General features: G+C 61.1%; 23 protein-coding genes and 1 tRNA gene. 10 read left to right on the plus strand and 14 right to left on the minus strand.

The annotated features are described in order from the left end of the window. Positions 1 to 677 precede the first annotated feature (677 nt). A tRNA-Tyr gene (locus GRS80_RS08485) sits at positions 678 to 751 on the minus strand. 130 nt (positions 752 to 881) lie between these two features. Here GRS80_RS08485 and GRS80_RS08490 point away from each other — a divergent pair. From GRS80_RS08490 to GRS80_RS08505, 4 genes are all read left to right on the plus strand, one after another. Beyond that, entirely contained in the window at positions 882 to 1,463 is a 582-nt protein-coding gene (locus GRS80_RS08490; protein ID WP_160047164.1) for a zinc ribbon domain-containing protein, read from the plus strand. 193 nt (positions 1,464 to 1,656) lie between these two features. After that, the gene (locus GRS80_RS08495) at positions 1,657 to 1,836 is read left to right on the plus strand and encodes a ribbon-helix-helix domain-containing protein (RefSeq protein ID WP_149080960.1); all 180 of its coding nucleotides are present in this window, start codon (positions 1,657 to 1,659) and stop codon (positions 1,834 to 1,836) included. A 2-nt stretch (positions 1,837 to 1,838) separates the two neighbouring features. Further along, the gene (gene ftsZ / locus GRS80_RS08500) at positions 1,839 to 3,023 is read left to right on the plus strand and encodes a cell division protein FtsZ (RefSeq protein ID WP_149080959.1); all 1,185 of its coding nucleotides are present in this window, start codon (positions 1,839 to 1,841) and stop codon (positions 3,021 to 3,023) included. 360 nt (positions 3,024 to 3,383) lie between these two features. Next, positions 3,384 to 3,923 (plus strand): VTT domain-containing protein, encoded by a 540-nt coding sequence (locus GRS80_RS08505; protein ID WP_160047165.1) that lies wholly within the window; start codon positions 3,384 to 3,386, stop codon positions 3,921 to 3,923. A 131-nt stretch (positions 3,924 to 4,054) separates the two neighbouring features. Here GRS80_RS08505 and GRS80_RS08510 read toward each other — a convergent pair whose 3' ends face one another. Together GRS80_RS08510 and GRS80_RS08515 are read right to left on the minus strand one after the other, a co-directional pair. Then, positions 4,055 to 5,014 carry a TIGR00269 family protein gene (locus GRS80_RS08510; RefSeq protein WP_160047166.1) on the minus strand — a complete coding sequence of 320 codons (960 nt, stop codon included), beginning with the start codon at positions 5,012 to 5,014 and terminating at the stop codon, positions 4,055 to 4,057. Between the two features lie 251 nt (positions 5,015 to 5,265). Continuing rightward, a complete protein-coding gene (locus tag GRS80_RS08515) occupies positions 5,266 to 6,000 on the minus strand; it encodes an alpha/beta hydrolase (RefSeq protein WP_160047167.1) in 735 nt (244 codons plus the stop codon). A gap of 166 nt (positions 6,001 to 6,166) precedes the next feature. Here GRS80_RS08515 and GRS80_RS08520 point away from each other — a divergent pair, with 166 nt between their 5' ends. The 3 genes from GRS80_RS08520 (at position 6,167) to GRS80_RS08530 (ending at position 8,196) form a co-directional block, all read left to right on the plus strand. After that, positions 6,167 to 6,640 (plus strand): DUF4442 domain-containing protein, encoded by a 474-nt coding sequence (locus GRS80_RS08520; protein WP_160047168.1) that lies wholly within the window; start codon positions 6,167 to 6,169, stop codon positions 6,638 to 6,640. A gap of 67 nt (positions 6,641 to 6,707) precedes the next feature. Continuing rightward, positions 6,708 to 7,418 (plus strand): hypothetical protein, encoded by a 711-nt coding sequence (locus GRS80_RS08525; protein ID WP_160047169.1) that lies wholly within the window; start codon positions 6,708 to 6,710, stop codon positions 7,416 to 7,418. Positions 7,419 to 7,902: 484 nt separating this feature from the next. After that, positions 7,903 to 8,196, plus strand: a complete 294-nt coding sequence (locus GRS80_RS08530; RefSeq protein ID WP_149080953.1) for a translation initiation factor — start codon at positions 7,903 to 7,905, stop codon at positions 8,194 to 8,196. 146 nt (positions 8,197 to 8,342) lie between these two features. Here GRS80_RS08530 and GRS80_RS08535 read toward each other — a convergent pair whose 3' ends face one another. The 5 genes from GRS80_RS08535 to GRS80_RS08555 form a co-directional block, all read right to left on the minus strand. After that, positions 8,343 to 9,209, minus strand: coding sequence for a methyltransferase domain-containing protein (locus tag GRS80_RS08535; RefSeq protein ID WP_343161505.1), 867 nt, complete (start codon positions 9,207 to 9,209; stop codon positions 8,343 to 8,345). Positions 9,210 to 9,290: 81 nt separating this feature from the next. Continuing rightward, positions 9,291 to 9,602, minus strand: a complete 312-nt coding sequence (locus GRS80_RS08540; protein ID WP_149080951.1) for an ASCH domain-containing protein — start codon at positions 9,600 to 9,602, stop codon at positions 9,291 to 9,293. A gap of 114 nt (positions 9,603 to 9,716) precedes the next feature. Beyond that, positions 9,717 to 10,586 carry a deoxyribonuclease IV gene (locus GRS80_RS08545; RefSeq protein WP_160047317.1) on the minus strand — a complete coding sequence of 290 codons (870 nt, stop codon included), beginning with the start codon at positions 10,584 to 10,586 and terminating at the stop codon, positions 9,717 to 9,719. Positions 10,587 to 10,746: 160 nt separating this feature from the next. After that, a complete protein-coding gene (locus GRS80_RS08550) occupies positions 10,747 to 11,586 on the minus strand; it encodes a biotin/lipoate A/B protein ligase family protein (RefSeq protein ID WP_160047171.1) in 840 nt (279 codons plus the stop codon). A gap of 153 nt (positions 11,587 to 11,739) precedes the next feature. Further along, positions 11,740 to 12,123, minus strand: coding sequence for a hypothetical protein (locus tag GRS80_RS08555; protein ID WP_160047172.1), 384 nt, complete (start codon positions 12,121 to 12,123; stop codon positions 11,740 to 11,742). Between the two features lie 709 nt (positions 12,124 to 12,832). Between GRS80_RS08555 and GRS80_RS08560 the strand changes: the two genes are divergently transcribed. After that, entirely contained in the window at positions 12,833 to 13,393 is a 561-nt protein-coding gene (locus GRS80_RS08560; protein ID WP_200840353.1) for a calcium-binding protein, read from the plus strand. 1,027 nt (positions 13,394 to 14,420) lie between these two features. Here the strand turns inward: GRS80_RS08560 and GRS80_RS08565 are convergent. From GRS80_RS08565 to GRS80_RS08575, 3 genes are all read right to left on the minus strand, one after another. Beyond that, positions 14,421 to 14,969, minus strand: coding sequence for a calcium-binding protein (locus GRS80_RS08565; RefSeq protein WP_160047173.1), 549 nt, complete (start codon positions 14,967 to 14,969; stop codon positions 14,421 to 14,423). Between the two features lie 2 nt (positions 14,970 to 14,971). Continuing rightward, positions 14,972 to 15,415, minus strand: coding sequence for a calcium-binding protein (locus GRS80_RS08570; RefSeq protein WP_160047174.1), 444 nt, complete (start codon positions 15,413 to 15,415; stop codon positions 14,972 to 14,974). Positions 15,416 to 15,840: 425 nt separating this feature from the next. Continuing rightward, entirely contained in the window at positions 15,841 to 16,533 is a 693-nt protein-coding gene (locus GRS80_RS08575) for a helix-turn-helix domain-containing protein (RefSeq protein ID WP_160047175.1), read from the minus strand. A gap of 583 nt (positions 16,534 to 17,116) precedes the next feature. Between GRS80_RS08575 and GRS80_RS08580 the strand changes: the two genes are divergently transcribed. Next, positions 17,117 to 18,028 carry an RIO1 family regulatory kinase/ATPase gene (locus GRS80_RS08580; protein ID WP_160047176.1) on the plus strand — a complete coding sequence of 304 codons (912 nt, stop codon included), beginning with the start codon at positions 17,117 to 17,119 and terminating at the stop codon, positions 18,026 to 18,028. A gap of 127 nt (positions 18,029 to 18,155) precedes the next feature. Here GRS80_RS08580 and GRS80_RS08585 read toward each other — a convergent pair whose 3' ends face one another. After that, positions 18,156 to 18,923 (minus strand): DUF6775 family putative metallopeptidase, encoded by a 768-nt coding sequence (locus tag GRS80_RS08585; protein ID WP_160047177.1) that lies wholly within the window; start codon positions 18,921 to 18,923, stop codon positions 18,156 to 18,158. 197 nt (positions 18,924 to 19,120) lie between these two features. Here GRS80_RS08585 and GRS80_RS08590 point away from each other — a divergent pair, with 197 nt between their 5' ends. Next, positions 19,121 to 19,645: a winged helix-turn-helix transcriptional regulator gene (locus GRS80_RS08590; RefSeq protein ID WP_160047178.1), complete on the plus strand. Its 525-nt coding sequence runs from the start codon at positions 19,121 to 19,123 to the stop codon at positions 19,643 to 19,645. 38 nt (positions 19,646 to 19,683) lie between these two features. On the opposite strand, the gene GRS80_RS08595 is transcribed toward GRS80_RS08590, so the two are convergent. Both GRS80_RS08595 and GRS80_RS08600 read right to left on the minus strand, forming a co-directional pair. After that, the gene (locus GRS80_RS08595; RefSeq protein WP_160047179.1) at positions 19,684 to 20,505 is read right to left on the minus strand and encodes an ABC transporter permease; all 822 of its coding nucleotides are present in this window, start codon (positions 20,503 to 20,505) and stop codon (positions 19,684 to 19,686) included. Further along, on the minus strand, positions 20,502 to 21,434 hold the full coding sequence (locus GRS80_RS08600) for an ABC transporter permease (protein WP_160047180.1): 933 nt from the start codon (positions 21,432 to 21,434) through the stop codon (positions 20,502 to 20,504). Before GRS80_RS08600 ends, GRS80_RS08595 begins: the two co-directional genes overlap by 4 nt. Positions 21,435 to 21,439 lie beyond the last annotated feature (5 nt).

Raw genomic sequence — 21,439 nt, forward strand, 5'->3', positions numbered from 1 at the left:
CTTTGAGCCAGTGGAGTTCCTCAAGCGTGACGTCGTCGAGCCGACCCATTACCAGCTCTACACTGTCTATCGGTAAATAACTTACTTAATCACTATCAGGGAGTGGGGACTCGATCCCGACGAGATGGACGACAAACCATTTCTCGACTTCCTGAAGTGGATGGTCCGGACGTCGTTTTCCGGACGTGAAATTGCGAACGTCCTGCAGAACCACGGGTTTCGACGAGCTGGGCGGATGGGGAGTCACCTGAAACTCCGGTACGAACGCCCGGGTACCGACGAGTCCGTATCGTAACCATCCCGATGAAATCCGAGGACCCCACCGGAACCTTGCGCTCGATCGCCAAGCAGTGTGGCTCGGACGGATTTCTCGAGTTCGCCAGCAGGCGTACACCCGCGACTTGAACCAAACTCCACTCCGGATTTGTCCTACCCGCACGAACGCGAAAGAGCCATTTGATGCCTTTTCGCGCCTGTAAACGCCACTATTGGTGTTTGCTATACTTCGACAGGAAGGTAGATCTCCCCTTCCCGATTTGAACAGATGGAAGGAGTTCCCACTCACCTCGCTTCGCTCGGCTGCGTAGGCATGCGACTTCCGAGCCCTCGTTCGCTTCGCTCACGAGGACGGGGAACAAGTCGATCCACAGTCGACTACGAATCGGCTTCGAGAGAAGTCCGCCCTCCCCGATTTGAACGGGGGGCAAGTCGATCTACAGTCGACTGCTCTACCAGTCTGAGCTAAGGGCGGTTACACCTCAACGTAGACCCGCTGGCAAACATAAGGGTTATCATTCCCGACGGTGGCGAACGTGTACGGATCGATGAACGGAAGAATGATTGATATAGGATGACTGTTAACATGGGAGTATCCCAACCGCATGAGTAAGATCACGTTCCGCGCCGACGACGACCTCGTCGAGGAACTCGAGGCGCTCGAGATCTCCAAGAGCGAAGCGATGCGCGAGGCGCTTCGATCGTATCTCGGCGGCTCGTCCGACGGGCAGGACTCGGCGGAACGTGACCGCGCGGAGACAGCAATCGACGATCTCGTACAGGATCGGATCGACGAACTGCTCGCCGAGCGACTGGACTCGATTGCTCCCCGTTTGCAGTCTCCCGCGCATACGCGAGAGCCCCAAGATGTCAATGTCACGGTCTCCCTCGAGGGGACGGAGGCTCGGAGGACCGACGCGTCCGACGAGCGAACCCATGCGACGACGTCGGACGCGGACCGGGCGAGGGGGGGATCGACACCGGAGCCGGACGGAACGCAGTGCAACCAGTGTGGCGAACACGTGGATGCAGACCACGTATACTGCCCGAACTGTGGCGAGAAGGCCACACACCGGTCGTTCTGTGAGTGTGGCGACGAGCTTCGATCCGACTGGGCGTTCTGTCCGAGCTGTGGTCGACGAACGCCCGCGGCGAACGTTCTCGAGTCGGACAGTCGAAATATGTGACCTTCGTAAGACACGAACACTCGTGTCTGACGATAGTTTTATTACCTATGCAGACATTCCGTTTACTCGCGTAAGACGATTGTCTTACAAAAGAGAAAAAGCGGCGAAAACCCCCGTAACAGGGCATCTCTGGCGTAAGACACGCTGCGTCTGACAGGGGCGCGCGACGTCTTACCCACTGGGGAATACAACCATGGAGCGTGTGACACTGCGAATTCCGAAACAGCAGATCGAGGAGGTAGAACAGCTCGTCGACTCGGGCGAGTTCCCGAACCGAAGCGAGGCGATTCGGTCGGCCGTCCGAGAGATGATCAACGAACAGTACGAGGGGCAGACCGAACAGGCCGGTAAACGAACGTGGGCGAAGGTGTAATCATGCAGGATATCGTTCAGGACGCACTCGAGAACGCAGAACAGGAAGCCCGCGAGATGGACGCCGACATGGACGGCGACGAGTTCGGCGATCCGCGGATCGTCATCGTCGGCTGTGGCGGTGCCGGTAACAACACGATCAACCGGCTGTACAACATCGGCGTCGACGGTGCCGACACCGTGGCGGTCAACACGGACAAACAGCACCTCAAGATGATCGAAGCCGACACGAAGGTCCTCGTCGGCAAGTCGCTGACGAACGGACTCGGCGCAGGCGGAGATCCATCGATGGGAGAGCGTGCGACCGAGATGGCCCAGAGCACCATCAAAGAGGTCCTCGGGGATGCGGACCTCGTCTTCGTTACAGCAGGGATGGGCGGCGGGACCGGTACCGGTGCCGCTCCGGTCGTCTCGAAGATCGCCAAAGAACAGGGCGCGATCGTCGTCGGCATGGTCTCGACGCCGTTCAACGTCGAGCGGGCACGAACCGTGAAAGCCGAGGAAGGTCTCGAGAAACTGCGCGAACAGGCCGACTCGATCATCGTCCTCGATAACAACCGGCTGCTCGATTACGTCCCGAACCTCCCGATCGGCAAGGCGTTCTCGGTGATGGACCAGATCATCGCCGAAACCGTCAAAGGAATCTCGGAGACAATCACCCAGCCGTCACTGATCAACCTGGACTACGCGGACATGTCTACGATCATGAATCAGGGCGGCGTCGCGGTGATGCTCGTCGGGGAGACACAGGATAAGAACAAGACCGACGAGGTCGTCAAAGACGCGATGAACCATCCGCTGTTGGACGTCGACTATCGTGGCGCGAGTGGCGGACTCGTCCACATCACCGGCGGACCGGATCTCACCCTCAAAGAGGCCGAAGGGATCGCCGACAACATCACCGAACGTCTCGAGGCGTCGGCGAACGTCATCTGGGGCGCGCGCATCCAGGAGAACTACAAGGGCAAGGTCCGCGTGATGGCGATTATGACCGGCGTCCAGAGCGCGCAGGTTCTCGGACCGACGACCCAGAAACAGGCCGACAAGTCCCGTGCGAGTATCGAGGGACTGAACGAGTCCGACTTCGACGCGAGTAACAACGTCGAGTCAGGACCCGAATTCGGTGCCCAGAGCGACGGCGGCCGCGAGGAACTCGAGAAGCAAAACGGCGTCGACGTCATCCGATAATCGTCGACGTGGCGTTTCGTCCGACGGCGTTTACGTCGTGACGACCGATTTTTCGTGACAATTTAATTGTAGTAGCCACTGCACGTCATCGTACACCTGATCGCCAGATGGATCTGCGATGGGTGAAGCGCTTCGGTTGTTACTATCGGAGTGTCGGTATTCCTCTCGAAACCGGCGTAAACGTTCGAGGGACCTGCTCGAGACGCTGACGATCGCGATTCGTATGGTCTCCGGTTCGGAACCACGCATCGGAGGAGCCATACGCGATTAGTCGTATGGTTGAACTATGCGACGTGGCTACGGTCGTCTCGTCGGGGATCAGTTCGGACGGCTTCCCGGGCTCTCACGCGGTGGTGATGGATGGACCTCGTGACGCTCGTGGTGTCGATTGGCGTCCCGGTACTCGTTGCCCTCTTCTATCTCGAGGGCCTCGTCGTCGGAAAACTCCTCCAGCCGCCGGTCGTCTTCGTCGGCTACGTGACGGTGGCCGATCCGGGGCGGACGGCGACGACGGCGACAGTCCTCGGTTGCGTCCTCGCCGCGACCGTCGGCCAGTGGACGCTCTATCGCGGATTCAACGAGGAGTCGCCGGAACTGTTCGGCCTCCGTCGGACGGTGCCCTACCTCGAGCGGCTTCCGGACGTCGTCCAGGGACGTATCAGCGACCGTCGGCTCGAGTTCGTCGAACGTCAGTTCGACGCCTACGGCGGGTGGGCGATCTGTGCGACGAACGCGATTCCCGGAATCCGCGGTCTGATGGCCGTGGTCGCGGGAGTAAGCGCGTACCCCGTTCGCCGGTTCCTGGTCGCCTCCGGCGTCGGCAACGGCCTGTACGTTGCACTCTTGCTCGCGGCGGCGTGGGGCCTGCTCGGTGCCGCCCGCTTGTTCGGATACGGATAGCGAGTCCGATGGCTGGTCGGATCTCGGTTGTGTCTGTCGTGTAAGACACGTCGTACACGATCGAATCGACGGCGACCACTGCCGTTCTCGACGATCGGATCGGCTGTCCGACGGGAGAATGACCGTCAGTATCAGGCGAGGGACTCGAGTAACGAGCACTTGCGACAGATTTCACGCGTCGTCGTCGAACCGCACTCGGCACACTCGCGAAGTTCTGCCCCGTCCTCGCCGCCGTACTCGCGGGCGACGATCGACGCGAGTTCCTCGTAACCCGAGAGGATCGAGTGTCGCGTTCCGGGATGGTTCTCCTCGAGGTTGTAGAGCAGTTGCTGGATCTCGCCGCGGTAGGCCTCGCTCGCGTGTGGACACTCGGTGATGTGGGCGGGGAGGTCCTCGACGTGGGCGTAGAGAGCGACCTCCTTCTCGGGGACGTCACGCAGTGGTTTCGCTCGCGGAACGAACTCGTCGGTTTCCTCGCGTTCGGTGAGCGGACCCAGGCTCGCATCGAAGTGTTTGGCCATCTGGGCGACGTCTCCCTCGAGGACGTTCATCATCGCCGTCTGGGCTTCGTCGTCGAGATTGTGGCCGGTCAACAGCAGATCGGCCTCGAGTGTCTCGGCGTATCGCGAGAGGACGTCACGTCTGAACACCCCGCAATAGGCGCAGGCAGCCATATTTTCGGGATCGTCTTCGACGACGTCGTCCATCCGAATCCCGAACTCCTCCTCGTAGCTGACGACCTCGTGGCGAATCTCGAGGTCGTCCGTGAGTTCGACGCAGGCCTCGAGGCTCTTGTCGCGATAGCCTTCGATCCCCTCGTGGATCGTCAGTCCGACGAGTTCGATGCGAGGATCGTCGACGAACGTGTCGTGGAGGATTCGCGTGAGTACGACGCTGTCTTTCCCGCCCGAGAGGCCGATAACCCACGTCTGCGGATCGTCGGGCGTCGCGTCGTGGGGGACCAGATCGTCGCGTCGAACCCGCCGGCGGACCCGTTTCTCGAGGGACTCACGAAAGTGGTCGGCACAGAGGTGGGCACCGGAGTAGGCGGCGTGCATGATCGCCTCTCCGTCACACCGGTTACACTCCATCGACGGGTTCTTGTCGACCGGAACGGATCACCGTTTCGTCTCTCCGTCGGACACTGTTCGGTCGTCGCGATCTCGGCGTTCGAACACCGCCCGGGAGTATAGTACTTCGACAAGCGTCGACTGCAGGGTCGACTCGAACCACACCACCGAATTCGACCCGCAGTGCAGGCGTGCCAAAGCACTATAATAGCCACTGAACGTCATTGCACACCCGATCGCCAGAGGGATCGGCGATCGGTATGTACATTGTTTCAGTTGTTACTGTAGCGGGCCGGAACTCGAGCCTGCTCTTCGACGATCGCTGCGCCACCCTCGAGCGACTCGAGGAGGAGGTCGATGTACCGATCCCTGCTGGGTGAGGAAAACAGTTCGTGGCCACCGTCGTAGAGAACGACGTGTTCGGCGGGGACGCGTTCGCCGATCGGTCGAAGGTCGATCATCGGGTCCCGAAGCGAACAGAAGACGACGGCGTCGTGATCGATGGCGAGCAGTTCTCGCTGGGCGTGGCGGGTCTCACGGACGAACGCCGGCGAGACCCACCGCGGCGTCGTCGCGATCTGGTGGTCGGTCGCCAACTCACCGAGCGTGTACTCGTCCATCTCGCCGACCGGGAGACACGGGAGCGTCGTCGGCACGGTGGAGACGGCCTCGAGCAGCCGATCCGGGTAGTCGTCGCCGTACCCCCACCACGGGCTCAGGTAGACGTGGTTGTCCGCGCCGTCTAACGCCTGGGCGATGAGCGCACCCGCGCTGTGTGCGAGCAACTGGTACTCCTCGAGATCGAGGACGTACTCGGCGACCGGCTCGAGCCAGTCGGCTTTGAAGTCCTCGATGGTCGTCGGGAGTTCGAACGCGTGGACCCGGTAGCCGGCCTCGGTCAGCTTCCCGATCAGCCAACTGACGTTCTCGTGGGTCCAGCGGTTGCCCCAGCCCATGACGAAGACGAGTTCTTCGTTGCCGTCCTCGTTGAACACGCGGTGTCTCATAGTTCTCCCTTCGACCGGTAGCGATAAAAACCTGATCTCTTGACAGGTGCCGGCGTGGTCTCGAGATCTCCCGTGGGAACGACCCGGGGAACTCGTTTGACGGAAACGCCTGGCCACCGACGCCCCGTTTACCAACACTTTCGAGGGGGGTTGTCGTACCGAGCGTATGCTCTCGTCCCTGCGTTCTCGGCTCTACCGGATCGGATTTAACCTCTTTCCGGCGTACCGCCGAACCGGCGGTCGCGTCACGTACGTCGCGCCCGACTGGCAGGAAATCCGGATCAAACTGCCGTTGAACTGGCGCACTCGAAACTACGTGGGGACGACCTTCGGCGGGAGCATCTACGGCGCCGTGGATCCGTTTTACATGATGATGCTCCTGAAAACGCTCGGGGACGAGTACGTCGTCTGGGACAAGGAAGCGGAGATCCGGTTCAGGAAGCCGGGGCGAGACACGCTGTTCGCACGGTTTACAATCACCGACGAGGAGATCGCCGCGATCCGTTCCGAACTCGAGACCGAGGGGACGGAGTCGGTCGACCGCCACTACACGGTCGACCTCGTCGACGCCGACGGTACCGTTCACGCGACCGTCCGGAAGACGGTGTACGTGACGACCGACGGCTCGAAGGCGGCGTAAACGCCACGGTCTCCGTTCGTCACCGCGCTGAGAAACGGTTTTGCGCTTCGAGGCCCCACGTTCGCCAATGAGCGACCTTGGTCGCGCCGAGGCGGTTGATCGGCTCGAAGAGATCGTCGACGCCGTCGAGAACGAGCGGATGCCCGTTCCCGTCCGGGAGGTGTGGGCGTTCGGTGACGTTGCGCTGGGACTCGACCCCGTCGACCGGCTCGACGTCTACCTCACGAAGGACATTCTCGTGCGAGACGACAGCGCGACAACCGGTAGCGGGGACGTCGGCGACGGGATCGACTCGAGCCGGACGAACGAGGATCCCGACGCCGCGTTCCGGGACTCCCACGGGGTCGAAGGCGTCGGCAAGTCGGTCCGGGCCGACTGGGCCACAGCGTACCCCGAGTATCTCCGTGCGAACGCGAACGGGCACGCTGCCCCCGAAAAGTGCCTCGCAGCTCACTTGCTCGAGGCGGACGAACCGGTCCACCTCGAGGTCTGTAACGCCTCCTTCGAGGACAACGTCACCCAGCGCCTGCGCGGGGCGAAACTGCGCGAGGATTACACCCAGTTGCTCGACCCCCGCGGGGTCTGTCTCTGGGTCGACGGCACCCGAAGCGACGAGGCGTTCAGAAAGCTTCGCGAGAGCGAACTCGCGTTGCCGACGCTCTCTGCCGCCCTCGAGATGCTCGGGATGGACGACGAGGAGGCGACCGAGGCGGCCCAGCAACTTCACGCCTGGCGCGCCGACCAGGAGGGGACGACGGTTCGCGGCGACGTGGTCTGATACGGCTTACTGTCAGTCAGTTCCGGCGCACCCGCGACACGGACGGCGGTTACGCTTGAACTGCGGTCAGCAGATCGTGTGAACTGGCCGTGGAGACGCCGAAGGCGGCGGAGACGTCTCACGATCGGGTCGTGGTGTTGTGTAAGACGATGCCGACGTGGGTATTCGTCTTCAACTACGACTCATACGGATTGCTGTAACGGTTTACCGGCGAAACCACGAGCCGTCTGTGGTTTCGCCGGTAACGATTTACAGCAGACCGTATCACACCTCGGTTGAGTGGCGAGAGCAAGTTTTCCTCGTGAAATCGGACGTCGTTGGTGGCTCTTTTGGGCATCTTCGGGCAGCCGTTTCAACAGCGCCGGTAGTGAGCAATCGAGAACTCTCGGAGTTCGTGGACAAAAAGTGTCCCGAAGATGATGTTCTGTAGCGTCACACACTGCTAGCACAAAAATATATTAATTTGGGGTTTGGAGTTAACATCGTGAGAGAGGATGACTCCCTGGACGAGTTGCTGGATGAACTTGACGGCCACGATGCGCTCGACAAAGCTCAGCAACAGGTATCGATTACTGTTGATGAACGGCGGTACGGAAAGGCTGTCACACTGGTGTCAGGGCTTGATATCCCGGAATCGAAGATAGAATCGCTCGCGTCATCTCTCAAATCATCGCTGGCGGCCGGGGGCACGGTCTCCGACGATACGATCGAACTACAGGGTGACCACCGCGACCGCCTCCCCGAGTTGCTCCAAGACCACGGCTACGACGTGGAGTAGGAACCTCTGTCTTTCGCGGGATCCGAACGAAATCGGTTTTTATTTCGGCTATTCCCGAAACTGTCATACGGTTTACTGTATATCATTTCCGGTGAGACCGCGACCCGGACGGCGGTCTCACCGGTAAATCGCTACAGTAATCCGTATCAAACATCGTTGGGCGTCGAGGTTGAACCGTCGATCCAACTGGTTCGATCAGTGCTCCGAACGCGACCGACAGTGACGAAAAACGGGACCGTCTCCTCGCGCTGGTACTCCCGTTCCCCCATCTGGTCGATCACGTCCCGGCCCATCGTCCGCCACGCGCTCCGGAGATCGTCGTACTCCGTCTCGGTCAACTCGCCCTCGAGCATCGTCTCCCGGTCGTCGGCCAGTCCGGCACCCGTCGCCTTCCGACGCGCCGCCTCCAGAGCCCCCTCGCAGTACGGCGGTTCGATCGTTCGGACGTGATCGTACTGGCGGGTCTCGACCACCGCGATATCGGCCTCCTCGAAGGCGTCGCGGGCATCGGCGCCGAGCGAGACGTCGGTCCCGACGCCGTCTAGGTACGCCCGCCGCGCCCGTCGCTCGAGGTTGCCCTCGCTCTCGACGCTCGAGTCGATCTCGACGGCGGCGTTGTCCGGTTCGACGGCGGCAACGAGATCCGACGAGACGCGAGCGAACTCCGCGACCGCCGTGGCGGGATCGGGGAGGTTGATCAGCAGCGCCTGACAGACGACCAGATCGAAGCTGTCGTCGGGAAACGGGAGGCGAAGGGCGTCGCCGGCGACCGCGGAAACGGGATCGTCGCCGGCGCTCGCGACCGCGAGCAGGGTCGGATCGGCGTCGCAGCCGACCACATCGGTCGTATCCGGGGTCTCCTCGGCGAGGACGCGGCTCAACTCGCCGGTGCCACAGCCGACGTCGAGGATGCGCTCGTGGGAGTCGAGTGCCAGCGCTTCGATGGCCTCGCGGGAGTCGTCCCACATTCCCTCGCGGGTTCGCTCGAGGTAGTCCTCGGAGAATTCGCGCACGGGCGACGATACACGCATCTCGAGTAAAAACGAGTCGATTTCGCTCGTCAGTCGATGCTTCGGAGAGTACGAAATAACTGGTCACGACCGCGGCTCGAACTCGTGTAACACCGCCTCGCTCTCGTCGTCCCACTCGGTGTCATGCGTCGCCTCGATGCGACGCTTGTACGCTTCGAGGTTCGGCGATCCCTCCGCACGGGCGTCCTCGTCGGTGAGTTCACCCAATTTCCGGTGTTCTACGTTCGTGACCTCGAAGGTCGTCTCCTCAATAACGAAGGTATCTCCCTCGGTCGCGTGTGGATCCCCGCGATGCAACTGTGTGATGTCGCCGCGAAGCGCTTTCCGTCTAATCCGTTCTGCTGGCAACAACTCGGCTGCGTCGATTCGCGTCATGGGTGATGAGTTGCCACTGGAGACACATATACTGTCGTCTGGACAGTACCCAGGTTCGGTGCGAGCGCACATCCCGCAATTCGGCCACGCTCGCCCTCGAGAACGCTCGAGTCTCTACGGGTCGCGGAGTTCCTTGACCGTCTCGATGTTCCAGGCGAAGCCGCGGCCGTCCTCGGTCGGCGTCTCGAGTGCGAACGGCAGATCCCGCAGATCCGGATGATTCACGATCGCCTCCATACCGTCCTCACCGATGTAGCCCTCGCCGATGTGGGCGTGTTCGTCCTTGTGCGTGCCGACGTCGTGTTTCGAGTCGTTGAGATGGATGTACTCGAGGTACTCGAGTCCGACGACGTCGTCGAAGCGCCCGACGGTCTCGTCGACGGCTTCGGGCGTCGTGAGGTCGTTGCCCGCGACGAGCGTGTGGGCGGTGTCGATGCAGATGCCGATGTCCGTCTCGGTGCGCTCGATGATCCCCGCGAGGTGATCGAACTCGCCGCCGAGTTTGGTGCCGCTGCCCGCGTCGGATTCGATGAGGATCTGGACGTCGTCGGGTACCTCGAGGTCGTCGATGACGCCGGCGGCATTATCGAGGCCACCGTCGACGCCCGCGCCGGTGTGCGCGCCGAGGTGGACGTTGACGTACGGAATCCCCAGTGTTTCGGCGGCGTCGAGTTCCGCCTGCATGCTCTCTTTCGACTTGCGCCGGAGATCCTCTTTGGGCGTACAGAGGTTCACGAGGTACGCCGAGTGGATCACCCACGGCCCCTCGAGTTGCTCGTCGGTTTCGTCCTGGAAGCCCTCGGCGGCTTCGTCGCTGATCTCGGGGTGGGCCCAGACCTGCGGCGAGGTGGTAAACACCTGGCCGCAGTTGCCGCCAAAGGCGAGCTGGCGGTGAACCGCGTTGCGGATGTCGTCGTACGGCGGCGTTTCCTCGTCGGAGGAGACGCGCGAGCCGGAGATCGAGACGTGTGCGCCGACTTTCATGGTCATAAATTCCCGTCAGTACTGGTTCGTGATAGGTATACCGGAGCGTCTCGAGCACCGGTGCGTTACTCGGTGGGCACGATCTCGACGTCTCGAGGTGCACCGCAAACGTCCCAGCCCTCGACGATGTCGACCGCCTCCCGATCCGCTCGCCGACCGGTCACGGTCGGCCGCCATCCTGCTCTCGGACCTCCCGGTTGCGGATCCACGCGTCCGACCCGTATTTCGCCTCTGCGAGGTCCGCGGCGGCCTCAAGTTCGTCTTCCCGCCACGACCCCTCGTCCGCGGTACACCAATCGGCAAGTGCCTCGGCGAGCGTCGAAACGGCTTCCTCACGGCCGATTCCCGTCTGTTCGCGGATACTCGTCACCCGGTCAGTGAACGTCTCGGGCTCGAGGTCGCCCGCGAAGACGCCGACGTGGCGTTCGGACTCGAGGTCGTAGCTGATCGATCCGTGCTGAATAACGACGTCACGCTGGCGGTACTGGGCGTTACCGCTGATCTTTCCGGGGCGATCGCCCGATGCGGGCGCGACGACGTCGTGGGCCGGATTGATGTCGCGAAGATAACACGATGGTTGGTAGATCGACGCCTGTTCGGCCGCTGCGAAATCCGCGTCGACGCCCATCCGTCGGAGCCCCTCGAGGATCGGCTCGCAAAACAGCGCGTAACAGTCCATCAGGTCCCCTGGAACCTCGTCAGCCGGCGCGACGATCGTATAGGAGATGTCGGCGTACCGGTCGTGATAGATCCCGCCGCCACCGGTTTGGCGTCGCGTGACGTCGATTCCCTCACGGTCGCAGTAGTTCCAGTCGACAGTGTCTGGTTCCTGGCGATAGCCAAGCGAGAGCGTACTCGGCTCCCACGAGTAAACCCTGACCGTCCGGCGGTCGTCCGCGATTGCAGTCCGGGCGGCGACTTCCTCGAGTGCCATCTGGGTCGCGCCGTCGCGAGCGTCGTCGACGACGAGCCGCCATCGGCGGTCGGCGAGATCCGTCATACGCGGTGGGTCGTCGCCGATCGTGTTAGTGGTTGCGACGCTCCGGTTGCCGGAGACGAAGGGTGTTTTCGGTAGCGCTCCGTCCGACCGGTGGGTTCCGCCAGGCCAGTGTGTCGTTCTCCTGTTTCCGGCACGGCGGTGTCTCGTCCTAGATCACGACGCCAGCGCCGAGAACTGTAGCCCACGGAGCAACGCCAGAATCCCTCGCACGTACCTGCCGAGGTGAATGTACCCGTTCTGGGACCTCACGTCGCCCTCGAGGCGACGCACCGCGAGCAACGGGCTGTGTTGGCGGACGTACCAGCCGTCGACCTCGACTCGCTCGCCAATCAGCCTGCACGCTCCGACGAGTCCCGCGAATCCGAGCGAGACGAACCAGCCGCCGCCGAAGAGAAACAGCGAGAGTGGGACGATTCCTGCGAGCACGCCGCCGAGGTACGTGATCGGATAGCCATGAACGGAACGGTGAGTAGAAACGAGAGCGTCAGTATCGACGCGAGTGCGCGGCGCATACCGTGTTTTGATCAGGTGTTGCACATAATATTTTGGACTGTATCCTGTCGAAAGTAGTGACAACATACGAAACGCCGATACGAGGAGACACCCCGCTATGTTCGCAACGACGGGAATGAGGGCCGCTATCTGCACATCCTGCTTTTTACAGCGAGGTGACTGTCACGACGTTCCAGCGGACGGTCGTGTGAGAACGGGCGGCGTAACGCGGATTCCGCTGACCGGAACCTGGCGTTAACACGACTTTTTATGAGATATAATCGTTCGAAACTGTACGCCGCTCGTGGAAATGACTGCATTGGTCAGAAAAACGTTCAGAGAGTCGAAAATCACGATCGGGTTCGGAGTCTGCGGGTTCTGTAGCTACACAACTGATTTACCGGTGTGTGATTGCCGTATAAACGGCGTGTTTGTCGATACCGTCCACTCACTCCGACTGTAATTACATTTTGTGGAGACCGTCCGATACTGACCGGTGTTTTCGTGTTCATCGTACTCGGATCCTGCCTCCAGTACGCTGAGAATACAGACAACAGACCGTATGAAAGTGGTCAACGCCGAGAACGAACACAGATACACCGACCGTTTCCCGGTATTAACTCCTGAAATGGTTCTGTGGGGGACCGAAACGGACGCAGCTATTTATTCGTATTGTCGGTCAATCGCCGATGCCCACAAGGGCATGAGAGATATGAGCAAGGACTATCAAAACGGAGACTCACGGCGTTCATTTATGAAGAAAGGCACACTGGCTGCGACCGCCCTCGCAGTCGGTGCCGGCGCTACCGCGGGGAGTACTGTTGCCCAAGAAGAAGACGAGGGGGAAGCCGTGGTGCACGCCCACGACTTCTTCCCGGATACGAGCTTTGAGGTGCTCACCCACTTCGACACGCCGACGCGCGACAGCTTCCTCGAGAACCTCGACGAAGACGGAGACGTGTTCGACGACCCGAGTGACTGGAACGTGTACGCGATTCGGATCGAGACGGATGGCAACGGGAGCCCGCTGGGCTACCTCATGGACGAGGAGACGCTCGACCTCAGTGATGGCGACACGGGGGCGTTCAGCGAGACGGCTTCCTTCCGAAATCCGGAGCACAACCTGCTCGAGGTCGACGTCACGGCCGACGAGGAAGCCGACGACGAGGAGGACCCTGACGACGAGGAGGACGAGGAAGACCCTGACGACGAGCCCGCCGACGAAAACGACGAGGATATGGAAGACGAAAACGACGAGGAACCGAACGATGAAGAGCCGGACGACGAAGAAAACGACGACGGCATCCTCGGGTAACCCTTTCTTCTCTACTTCGGGATCGAGCGGATCCACGACGACATCCGGGGTCACGGCAGGGTGACCCCGTCGTCCCATTGTGGCGGGACCGAAGCGACCTTGGATACCCGTCTCGAACGATTCCGTTCGCGATCACCAGTCAGCGTCCAGTGAGCCACTCGAGTGCAACGAGCGAACAACACGGTCGGTTCGAACGGCGTCTCGGTCCAGCCGGCGATGTACCGCTTTGATTGCAGGTGCGTCGCGATTGAACAGCCACTGCCGTACGACAGCTCGTACGAAATCGTCACCGGGCGCGTTCGTCACGGCCCGTCCCCTCGAGTTTCGTTCATGAGTGCGTCGTATCGGAAGGCGTCGCGAGGCGATGGCTCTTCACGCTCGACCGAGGGTGCGTGAAAGGATCGTTACGCCTGGCTACACGCTAGCGTTCGTTCGCAAACTGTTTGGTCAATCCGTCAGCCGTACCGTCCCAGTTCGGTGGTGGTCGTGACACGGTCGACGGCGTTGTCGGTGTTCGCGGCCACTACTCTGCGTAGTGACGTGTTCGAGAACTTATAACTCTTCACTTCCTGCGAGCTACTCGACTGGCACGAACGGGTCTCTCTCCACCGACGAGGATCATAAGTCCCCAGTGTGTGTCCGTTACGAAAACTGTCGAAACGACTGACACGGGGTGTTGTGACGGCCGTCCGAAGGAAGTCGGATCGGGCGACGATTGCGCCGGATCCGACGTACACGGGCCTGCATAGAGGGGCCGTTCACAAGTGAACGGGGCGCGATTGGTCGACGCCATCTCCACATCAGCTCGATCACGAGTCGCAGGCCGATCCCTGGCTCGCTTCCAGAACCGACCGCGATCGCAACTCGCGTAGCCGCCCGAGACCGCCATCCGGCTACGGCGCAGACGGTTTGCGATGACTGGTCGCCGGTCGATCGCAGACGGGCGGCAATCGACTGGGACAGACCCCTCCCAGCCCGTAGCATTGGCGGGCCCTACAGACACGACCGGCTACCGAAAGCGGTGTCGTCAGCCGAGGATTCCGTCGTCGTTCTCCTCGTCTTCGTCGTCATCGGCTTCGGCTTCGTCGTCATCGGCTTCGTCGTCATCGGCTTCGTCGTTCTCATCCTCATCGTCGTTGAACGTGGCGTCGACCTCGAGCAGATCCCATTCGGTATTCCAGAACGACGGCGACTCGCCCATCGTCCCTCGATCGCCCGGGCTCGGATCCACGTCGTTGTCGATCATCATGACCGCTAATTCGCCCGCCGGCTCGCCGGCCTCGATGAGTATCGAGTAGACGTCCCAGTCGTCGTGGTCGTCGAATGCGTCTTCGCCGTCGTCGTACTCCTCGAGGAACTCGCTTCGGTTTCGTTCCTCGAAATCCGTCAGGACGACGAACGCTTCGTTGGGGTAGTAATCTCTTGCTTTGACGACGACGTCTTCGGTGTCCTGGGCCGTTGCGGTACCCGCGGTAGCCGCGATACCGCCACCGGCCACGACTGCGGTTGCTGTGGCTGTCTCCAGTGTTCGGGAGTCCGCTGGCTCGTCCGTCTGGTTTCGATCGTTCGACGTCATGATCAGAGATCGACCTCCGTTTCGATCAGATTTCGTTCGGGATCGCGAAACGAGCCGATTTCGCCCATCGAGCCCGAGTCGCCGGGGTCGACGTCCGACTCGTCGTTGTCGACGTCGAGCATCAGGTGTCCCAGCTCGCCCTCACTCTCGCCGATGTCGATTCGGATGACGAACACCTCCCAGTCGTCCGGGTCGGTGAACACGTCCTCATCCGGGTCGTACTCCTCGAGGAAGTTGTTTCGCGTCCCCGTTCCGAACTGGGTCAGGATATCGAAGTCGACGTCCGGATAGTAATCTCTCCCGTGGAGGACGGCGTCTTCGTCGGGGGCCGCGGTGGCGGTGGTCGTCGCTCCGGTCCCAACCGCGAGTGCGGTGGCCGCGAGTGTTCCGTTCCTGATGAACGCTCGCCTCGTATCGGCTGTCTGATTCTGGTTTTTGTCTGTCATGTCTCGTGGCGTGTGGGGTTCTGATCGTTCGCTCGACTCGCGTGCCAGCCTTCGTTCGTCCACTCTGCAGTAGCACCGAGTACTGTTTCGGCGTGAACCTCCCTGTCACCGGGTGAACGGACCCGACCAGTAGAGGTAAACCCCCACAGACAGCTCTGAACGGTGTGAGTTCACTGACACGCCTCACAACTGAACGCGCAATTCTCCCAGCATATGGAGAGTCGGTTCATAACTGAAGCTGTACGTCGGAACGGACGGGATCTCCGTACCGACCGAGATCTGCTCTACCGGCGCGACCGCAGGACGGACTGGGTACTCACCGACACAGACTGATACGGACCCCAACGTGTCTGTCCCGGTCGATCGCCGACTGGCGAGCGATCGACTGTCGATCAGTCATCGCAGCCCGCACGACAGCACCCGTCTCACTCGTAACTCGGGTCACCGACGCTTTCCTCGTCGAGAAGCGTCCGTTCGATCAGGCTCGCAGTTGCACGGCGAAGTCGCTTCGACAGCGCGCTGTCGCTTACGTCCTCTTTCGACGCGAGCTCGGCGAGTTGGCACTCGCGTGGCGTATCGTAGTAACCGCTGTGGTAGGCCAGTAACAGTGTCTCTCGGTGATTCGGTAGGATCGAGCGATCGGAATCGCCGTCGCTGGACTCTCGCTGGACCGTCGAACTGGAGAGTTTACGTAACGTAACCGGAATCCCGTTGTTCGTGACCGTCATGTTGAACTCCGAAAGCGACACGTGTGAGTCGAAAAGCAGGTCGAACTTCCAGTTGGTTGCTGTCCCTCTGGCGGTGAGGATTCGTCCTCCGGTATCGAGCAGTGGTTGGACGATTCCGTCGAGATCGTCGCCCCACTCGAGTTCTAACAGGACGTTCTCGTCGACGGTTGCGAGCCGTTGGACGGTTTCGATGTCGTCGGTCTTGCGCAGGGCCGGTAGTAACCGCTCCGGTTCGACACCGGTGATCCAGACGAGCGGGGTGTTCGTCTCTTGGTCACCCTGTAGTGGTACTACCGGTTCGAACTCGACGACTGCGCTCGGGAACGTCTCGAACAGGCTGCCGAGAGCGAACGTATCCGTCGAAACCGTGATTTCGGCCGTTAACACCATAGTAGCACTGACGAGTTCAGTCGGATTATCCCGTGGGGCGATCGGCAACACTCGCAGTCTCAGTTATCCGTAACCGATGATTCCTAGATCTTGGCCCACTGTGACCGGATCCACATCCAGCGCGGCTATCTACGAACGGTAGTCGTCGGTTCGCTCTATGCACCGTTAACTGTTGGCATCAGACACACTTCCAACAGAACGGGACTGACATTCGAACCCTGGCCGCAGACGTTCACCTTCATACGGACTGCTGTTCGTCGATACTGGCACACCTGCAGAAATGGGAGTGGTTTCACCGATCCATCGGTACAGCAGTTGGTACGACGTCCCGCGTCGACGCAGGCTTCCCGAACGCTTTCGGTAGCATCCGAGCCCAGGACATTTCATATCGCAATATATGGTTTGTTTTTTCGTATCGAGATATCTGCTCGGCCAACTCCGAACCGAGCTATGCCACCCAGTTCGACCCTGTAGTGCAGGCCTGGGACACCAGTACGCTCGCCACGGCAGAACGCTACTGACCAGTCGCCGATCTCGATTTGCACGTCACGACGTTTTTACGTTCACGTCGGCTACTGCGTGTATGGTGCGGAACGTCGCCGGACTTCTTCCGGAACTCGAGGCGGAGGACTTCTATCTCCTGTCGGGGGTCGAGCAGGGAATGCGATTCTCCGAGTGGGTCCAGCGGGAGAAGCTGCCGGACTACTCTAGCCTGACCGAAGACGAGGTCGAGTACCGCCTCGAGCGCTGTCTCAAACGAGGCCTGATCGAGAAGAAGACCATTCAGTACGAGGGGTATACGCTCCAGTTCGAGGGATACGACGTACTCGCGTTGCGGACGTTCGCCGAGCGGGAGACGATCACCGAGTTCGGCTCGCCACTCGGCGTCGGCAAGGAAAGTGACGTCTACGAAGTGCGATCGTACAAACCACACGCGCTGAAGTACCACCGCGAAGGGTACACGAACTTTCGGGAGGTTCACAAGGAACGCGACTACGCATCTGACAACGAGCACGTCTCGTGGATGTACACCGCACGGAAAGCCGCCGAGCGAGAGTACGAGACGCTCGAGGCGCTCTACCCGGACGTAGCCGTCCCCCAACCGATCGACCAAAATCGTCACGCAATCGTCATGGAGAAGATGGACGGGGTCGAGCTCTCACGAACCCGACTCGAGGACGAGCAGGTAGTCGGTGTCCTCGATCTGTTGGTGAGTGAAATCTCGCGCGCACACGAGCTGGGGTACGTCCACGCAGATATGAGCGAATACAACGTCTTCGTGAGCGAAGCGGGTGTGACTATCTTCGACTGGCCCCAGGCCGTTTCGATCGACCACGAGAACGCCGACGAGTTCCTTCGACGTGACCTCGAGAACATCCTGGGATACTTCCGCCGGAAGTATCCACGGCGACTCCCGGAGGATCTCGACGCCGATTCGATCGCCGACTCGATCATCGACGGTTCGTTCGACACGGTGCTCGAGACGAGCAGGTGAATCGTATAACGGTATATGGAATCGGCCGCGTGCGTTCGTACAGTGAACCACCGCGCTCTTCGCTCGGAACGTGACGTTCGATGCCGGATACCGCCGGAATGACGGACCTCGATACGAACGAGATCGACTATCCGCGTCCGTACAGTTGCGCGTGCTCGGAGCAAAACTCTGGCTCGCGTAACTGTGCGTCGATCAGATCCTCGTGGTAGTGAGCGTTGAACAGACGACACTCCTCCCGGTCACAGAACCCCTCGCCGGTCTCGAGGTAGTGATACGCCTGCAGGACGTACCCCTTCAGGGCATCGGTCGTCCGCGGGTCGTTCTCGATCAGGAACTCGCCGTCGACCTGGTTTTCGAGTACTTCCCGTGGCGGCGTGTCACCGGAGAGCAGGGCGTGTCGTTGCTTTTCCTTGTAGTACTCCCCGGGTTTAGCTGGTGCTTCGTAGAGCCCGGGAACGGAGATCACTGCGGGCTGGCCGAGGACGTTCACTCGCTTGTGCCAGCGCCCGTCGTGGTCGCCCCACGTTCCGATCGCCCGGTCGAGGACGGCGACGTGGACGATCTCGAGGTCGCGTTCCTCCGGCGGAAGCGCGGCGTTGAGCGCGCGCTGAATCTGGACGCCATCGTAGAGGACACCGCCCTCTCGTTCTGGATTCTCGAGCGCTCGTTGTTCGTACCGAATCGTCCCCAGCATCGTGTTCCCGGTCGCACGATCGTACGGGGACGTCACCCGCGCCTCGGCGAACCGTTCGGGGAGGTCCTCGGTTCGGTGGCACTCGAGAAACCGCTCTCTGACGGGTATCTCGGCGTCGACTCGCTCCTCGAGCCACTCCGCGACCTGATCGACGTCGGCGACAGTCGAGGGAGCACGGTAGATAACCACTCGATCGACCATGTACTACCTAGTCGTACCACTGGGTGAAACGTTTGCGATCGACCGGGACGACTGACGGCAAGTCGACGATCGAACGGACAACTCGGCGGTCGTTGTCCTGGGCTGGGCGGCCAGCTAGAACACCACGAACGCCGATCAGAGTTCCGACGACGTCCCGAACGGAACGTAAATATGCCTGCCCTCGGTGAACCATCAGTATGGGCGAGGAGCCACAACCGGATGGCGTCGACTGGGAGTTCAAAGAGCGCGATCTGAAGATACTCCGGGAGCTCGCGGCGGATCCCCAGATCTCGAGTCGGGAACTGGCGAATCTGCTCGAGGAGAACCACGACATCGACGTCTCGCACGTGACGGTCAGCGAGACGATCCGACAGATGCGGGAAAACGACGTCTTCCGCGAGGCAATCTTGCCGAACGAGCAGTTCTACAACTTCGCCCTCTTCGAGTTCAAGTTCAATCCGGAACACTTCGACGAACACTGGGAGGAAGCGATGGAGTACATCATGGACGACAAACACACCCTGATGTACTTCATCTCGAACGGGGAGTACCAGTGGAAGACGATCATGATGTTCCGAACCCGCGAAGCGGAATCGAAGTGGATCCACGAGTTCTACCGGGACTACGGCGACGTCGTCTCGAACGTCCGCAATTCGGTCGTCCACAATCTGTTGAAGTTCAGGACCGATCCAGCCATATTCGAACTACTCGACGCCGAGTAGCGCCGAACAGCCCGGCACCGAATCGCGACGGGATGCGATTAGTTTTCCCCGTGGGTCAGCCACCGCTGGAGCGCCACCGCGAGGATCGGTACGGCGATCGTCACCACGAGCACGAGCGTCGCGAGGACGTTCACCTTCGGCGTGATCGTGGTCCGCACCATCGAGTAGATCACGACCGGGACGGTGGTCGTCTCCCGTTGCACCCAGAACTGGGTCGCGGTGAACTCGCCGAACGAGATCACGAACGATAGGACCATCGCCGTGACGATCGCCGGCGCGACTAACGGTAGCGTCACTTCTCTGAACGTCGTGACCCGATCCGCGCCGAGGGTCATCGCCGCGTCCTCGAGCGTCTCGTCGAAGAGGAAGAGGCGACTGCGGACGATCAGGAACGCGTACGGCAGCGCGAGCAGGGTGTGCATCACGATCAGCCACCAGATGCTGCGGTCCCAGCCGATCTCGGCGAAGAAGATCGTCGCCGCGACGCCGACGATGACCGGCGGCACGATCATCGGCGTCAGGAGTGCGATCGAGAGCGCCTTCTTTGCGGGGAACGGCTTTCGAACGAATCCCATCGCGGTGAGCGTTCCGATCGTCCCCGCCAGTACGGCGGCGGCGACGCCGACTTTCGTGCTCACCCAGACGGCGCTGATGAACGCCTCGTCCGCGAAGAACTCCCCGTACCAGTACAGCGTGAAACTGTCCGGCGGGAACGTCGCGATCCGCTGGGCGCTGAAGGAGTTGACGACGACGACGAGCAGCGGCAGGAACATGCTCAGGTAGACCAGCGCCGCGACGAGCTTGATCGCCTGCCAGTTCCAGGACGTTTTGAGCCTGGGTGTGTACTCGCGGATGCTCATAGCTGGGTCCCCTCCAGTGCTTCCTCGAGGTCGGCTTTCCGGCTGAACAGATAGAGCACACCGACGATCAGCGCCACGTAGATGAGTGACAGCGTCGCCGCGAACGGCCAGTTGAAGTCACTCGTGAACACTGTCTCGATGACGGGCGCGATCAGCCGGTCGCCGGTTCCCCCGAGCAGTTCGGGTGCGAGGTAGGCGCCCGCCGAGAGGATGAACGTAAAGAGGATTCCGGAGACAACGCCCGGCCAGGAAAGCGGGAACGTCACCTCCCAGAACGCCCGCGCGTCGCTCGCGCCGAGCGTCTTCGCCGCCTGAATGACCTCCTCGTCGATCGTGCTGACGATGGAGTACACCGGCAACACCATAAACGGCATAATGCTCACTGCCAGGCCGAGCAGCATGCCGTGCGTGGTGTAGAGGATCACGATCGGCTCGCTGATGACGCCGATCCACAGCAGGAAATCGTTGATGATCCCCTGGCGACCCAGAATCGGAATCCAGGCGTAGGTTCGGATCACGAGCGGCACCCAGAACTGGACGACGACGAGACCGAGCAGGATCGGCGTCCAGCGGCTCTTCGTTCGTCCCAGGAAGTAACCGAGCGTGTAGCCAAACGGCAACACGATCAGTGTCGTCGCCATCCCGACCAGCAGCGACCGGAGGATCACCCGCTGGTAGACCGATCCTTCGACGAATCGCTGGTAGTTCTCGAGCGTTGGTTCGTAGATGATCGTACCGAACTCGCCGGCCCGGAAGAAGCTGAACGCGACGATGATCGTCAACGGCAGGAACAGGAAGAACAGCACCCACAGCAGACCGGACCCCGGCGACAGCAGGTAACCGACCCGCCTGTTCTCCATGAGTCGGTGTTTGATCGAGCCGATTCGGTCGCGATCGTCTGCAGTCGCAGGTGCGGTTTCGCTACTCATTCGAT

It is taken from the genome of Natrialba sp. INN-245 (assembly GCF_009807105.1).
Classification (GTDB): Archaea; Halobacteriota; Halobacteria; order Halobacteriales; family Natrialbaceae; genus Natrarchaeobius; species Natrarchaeobius swarupiae.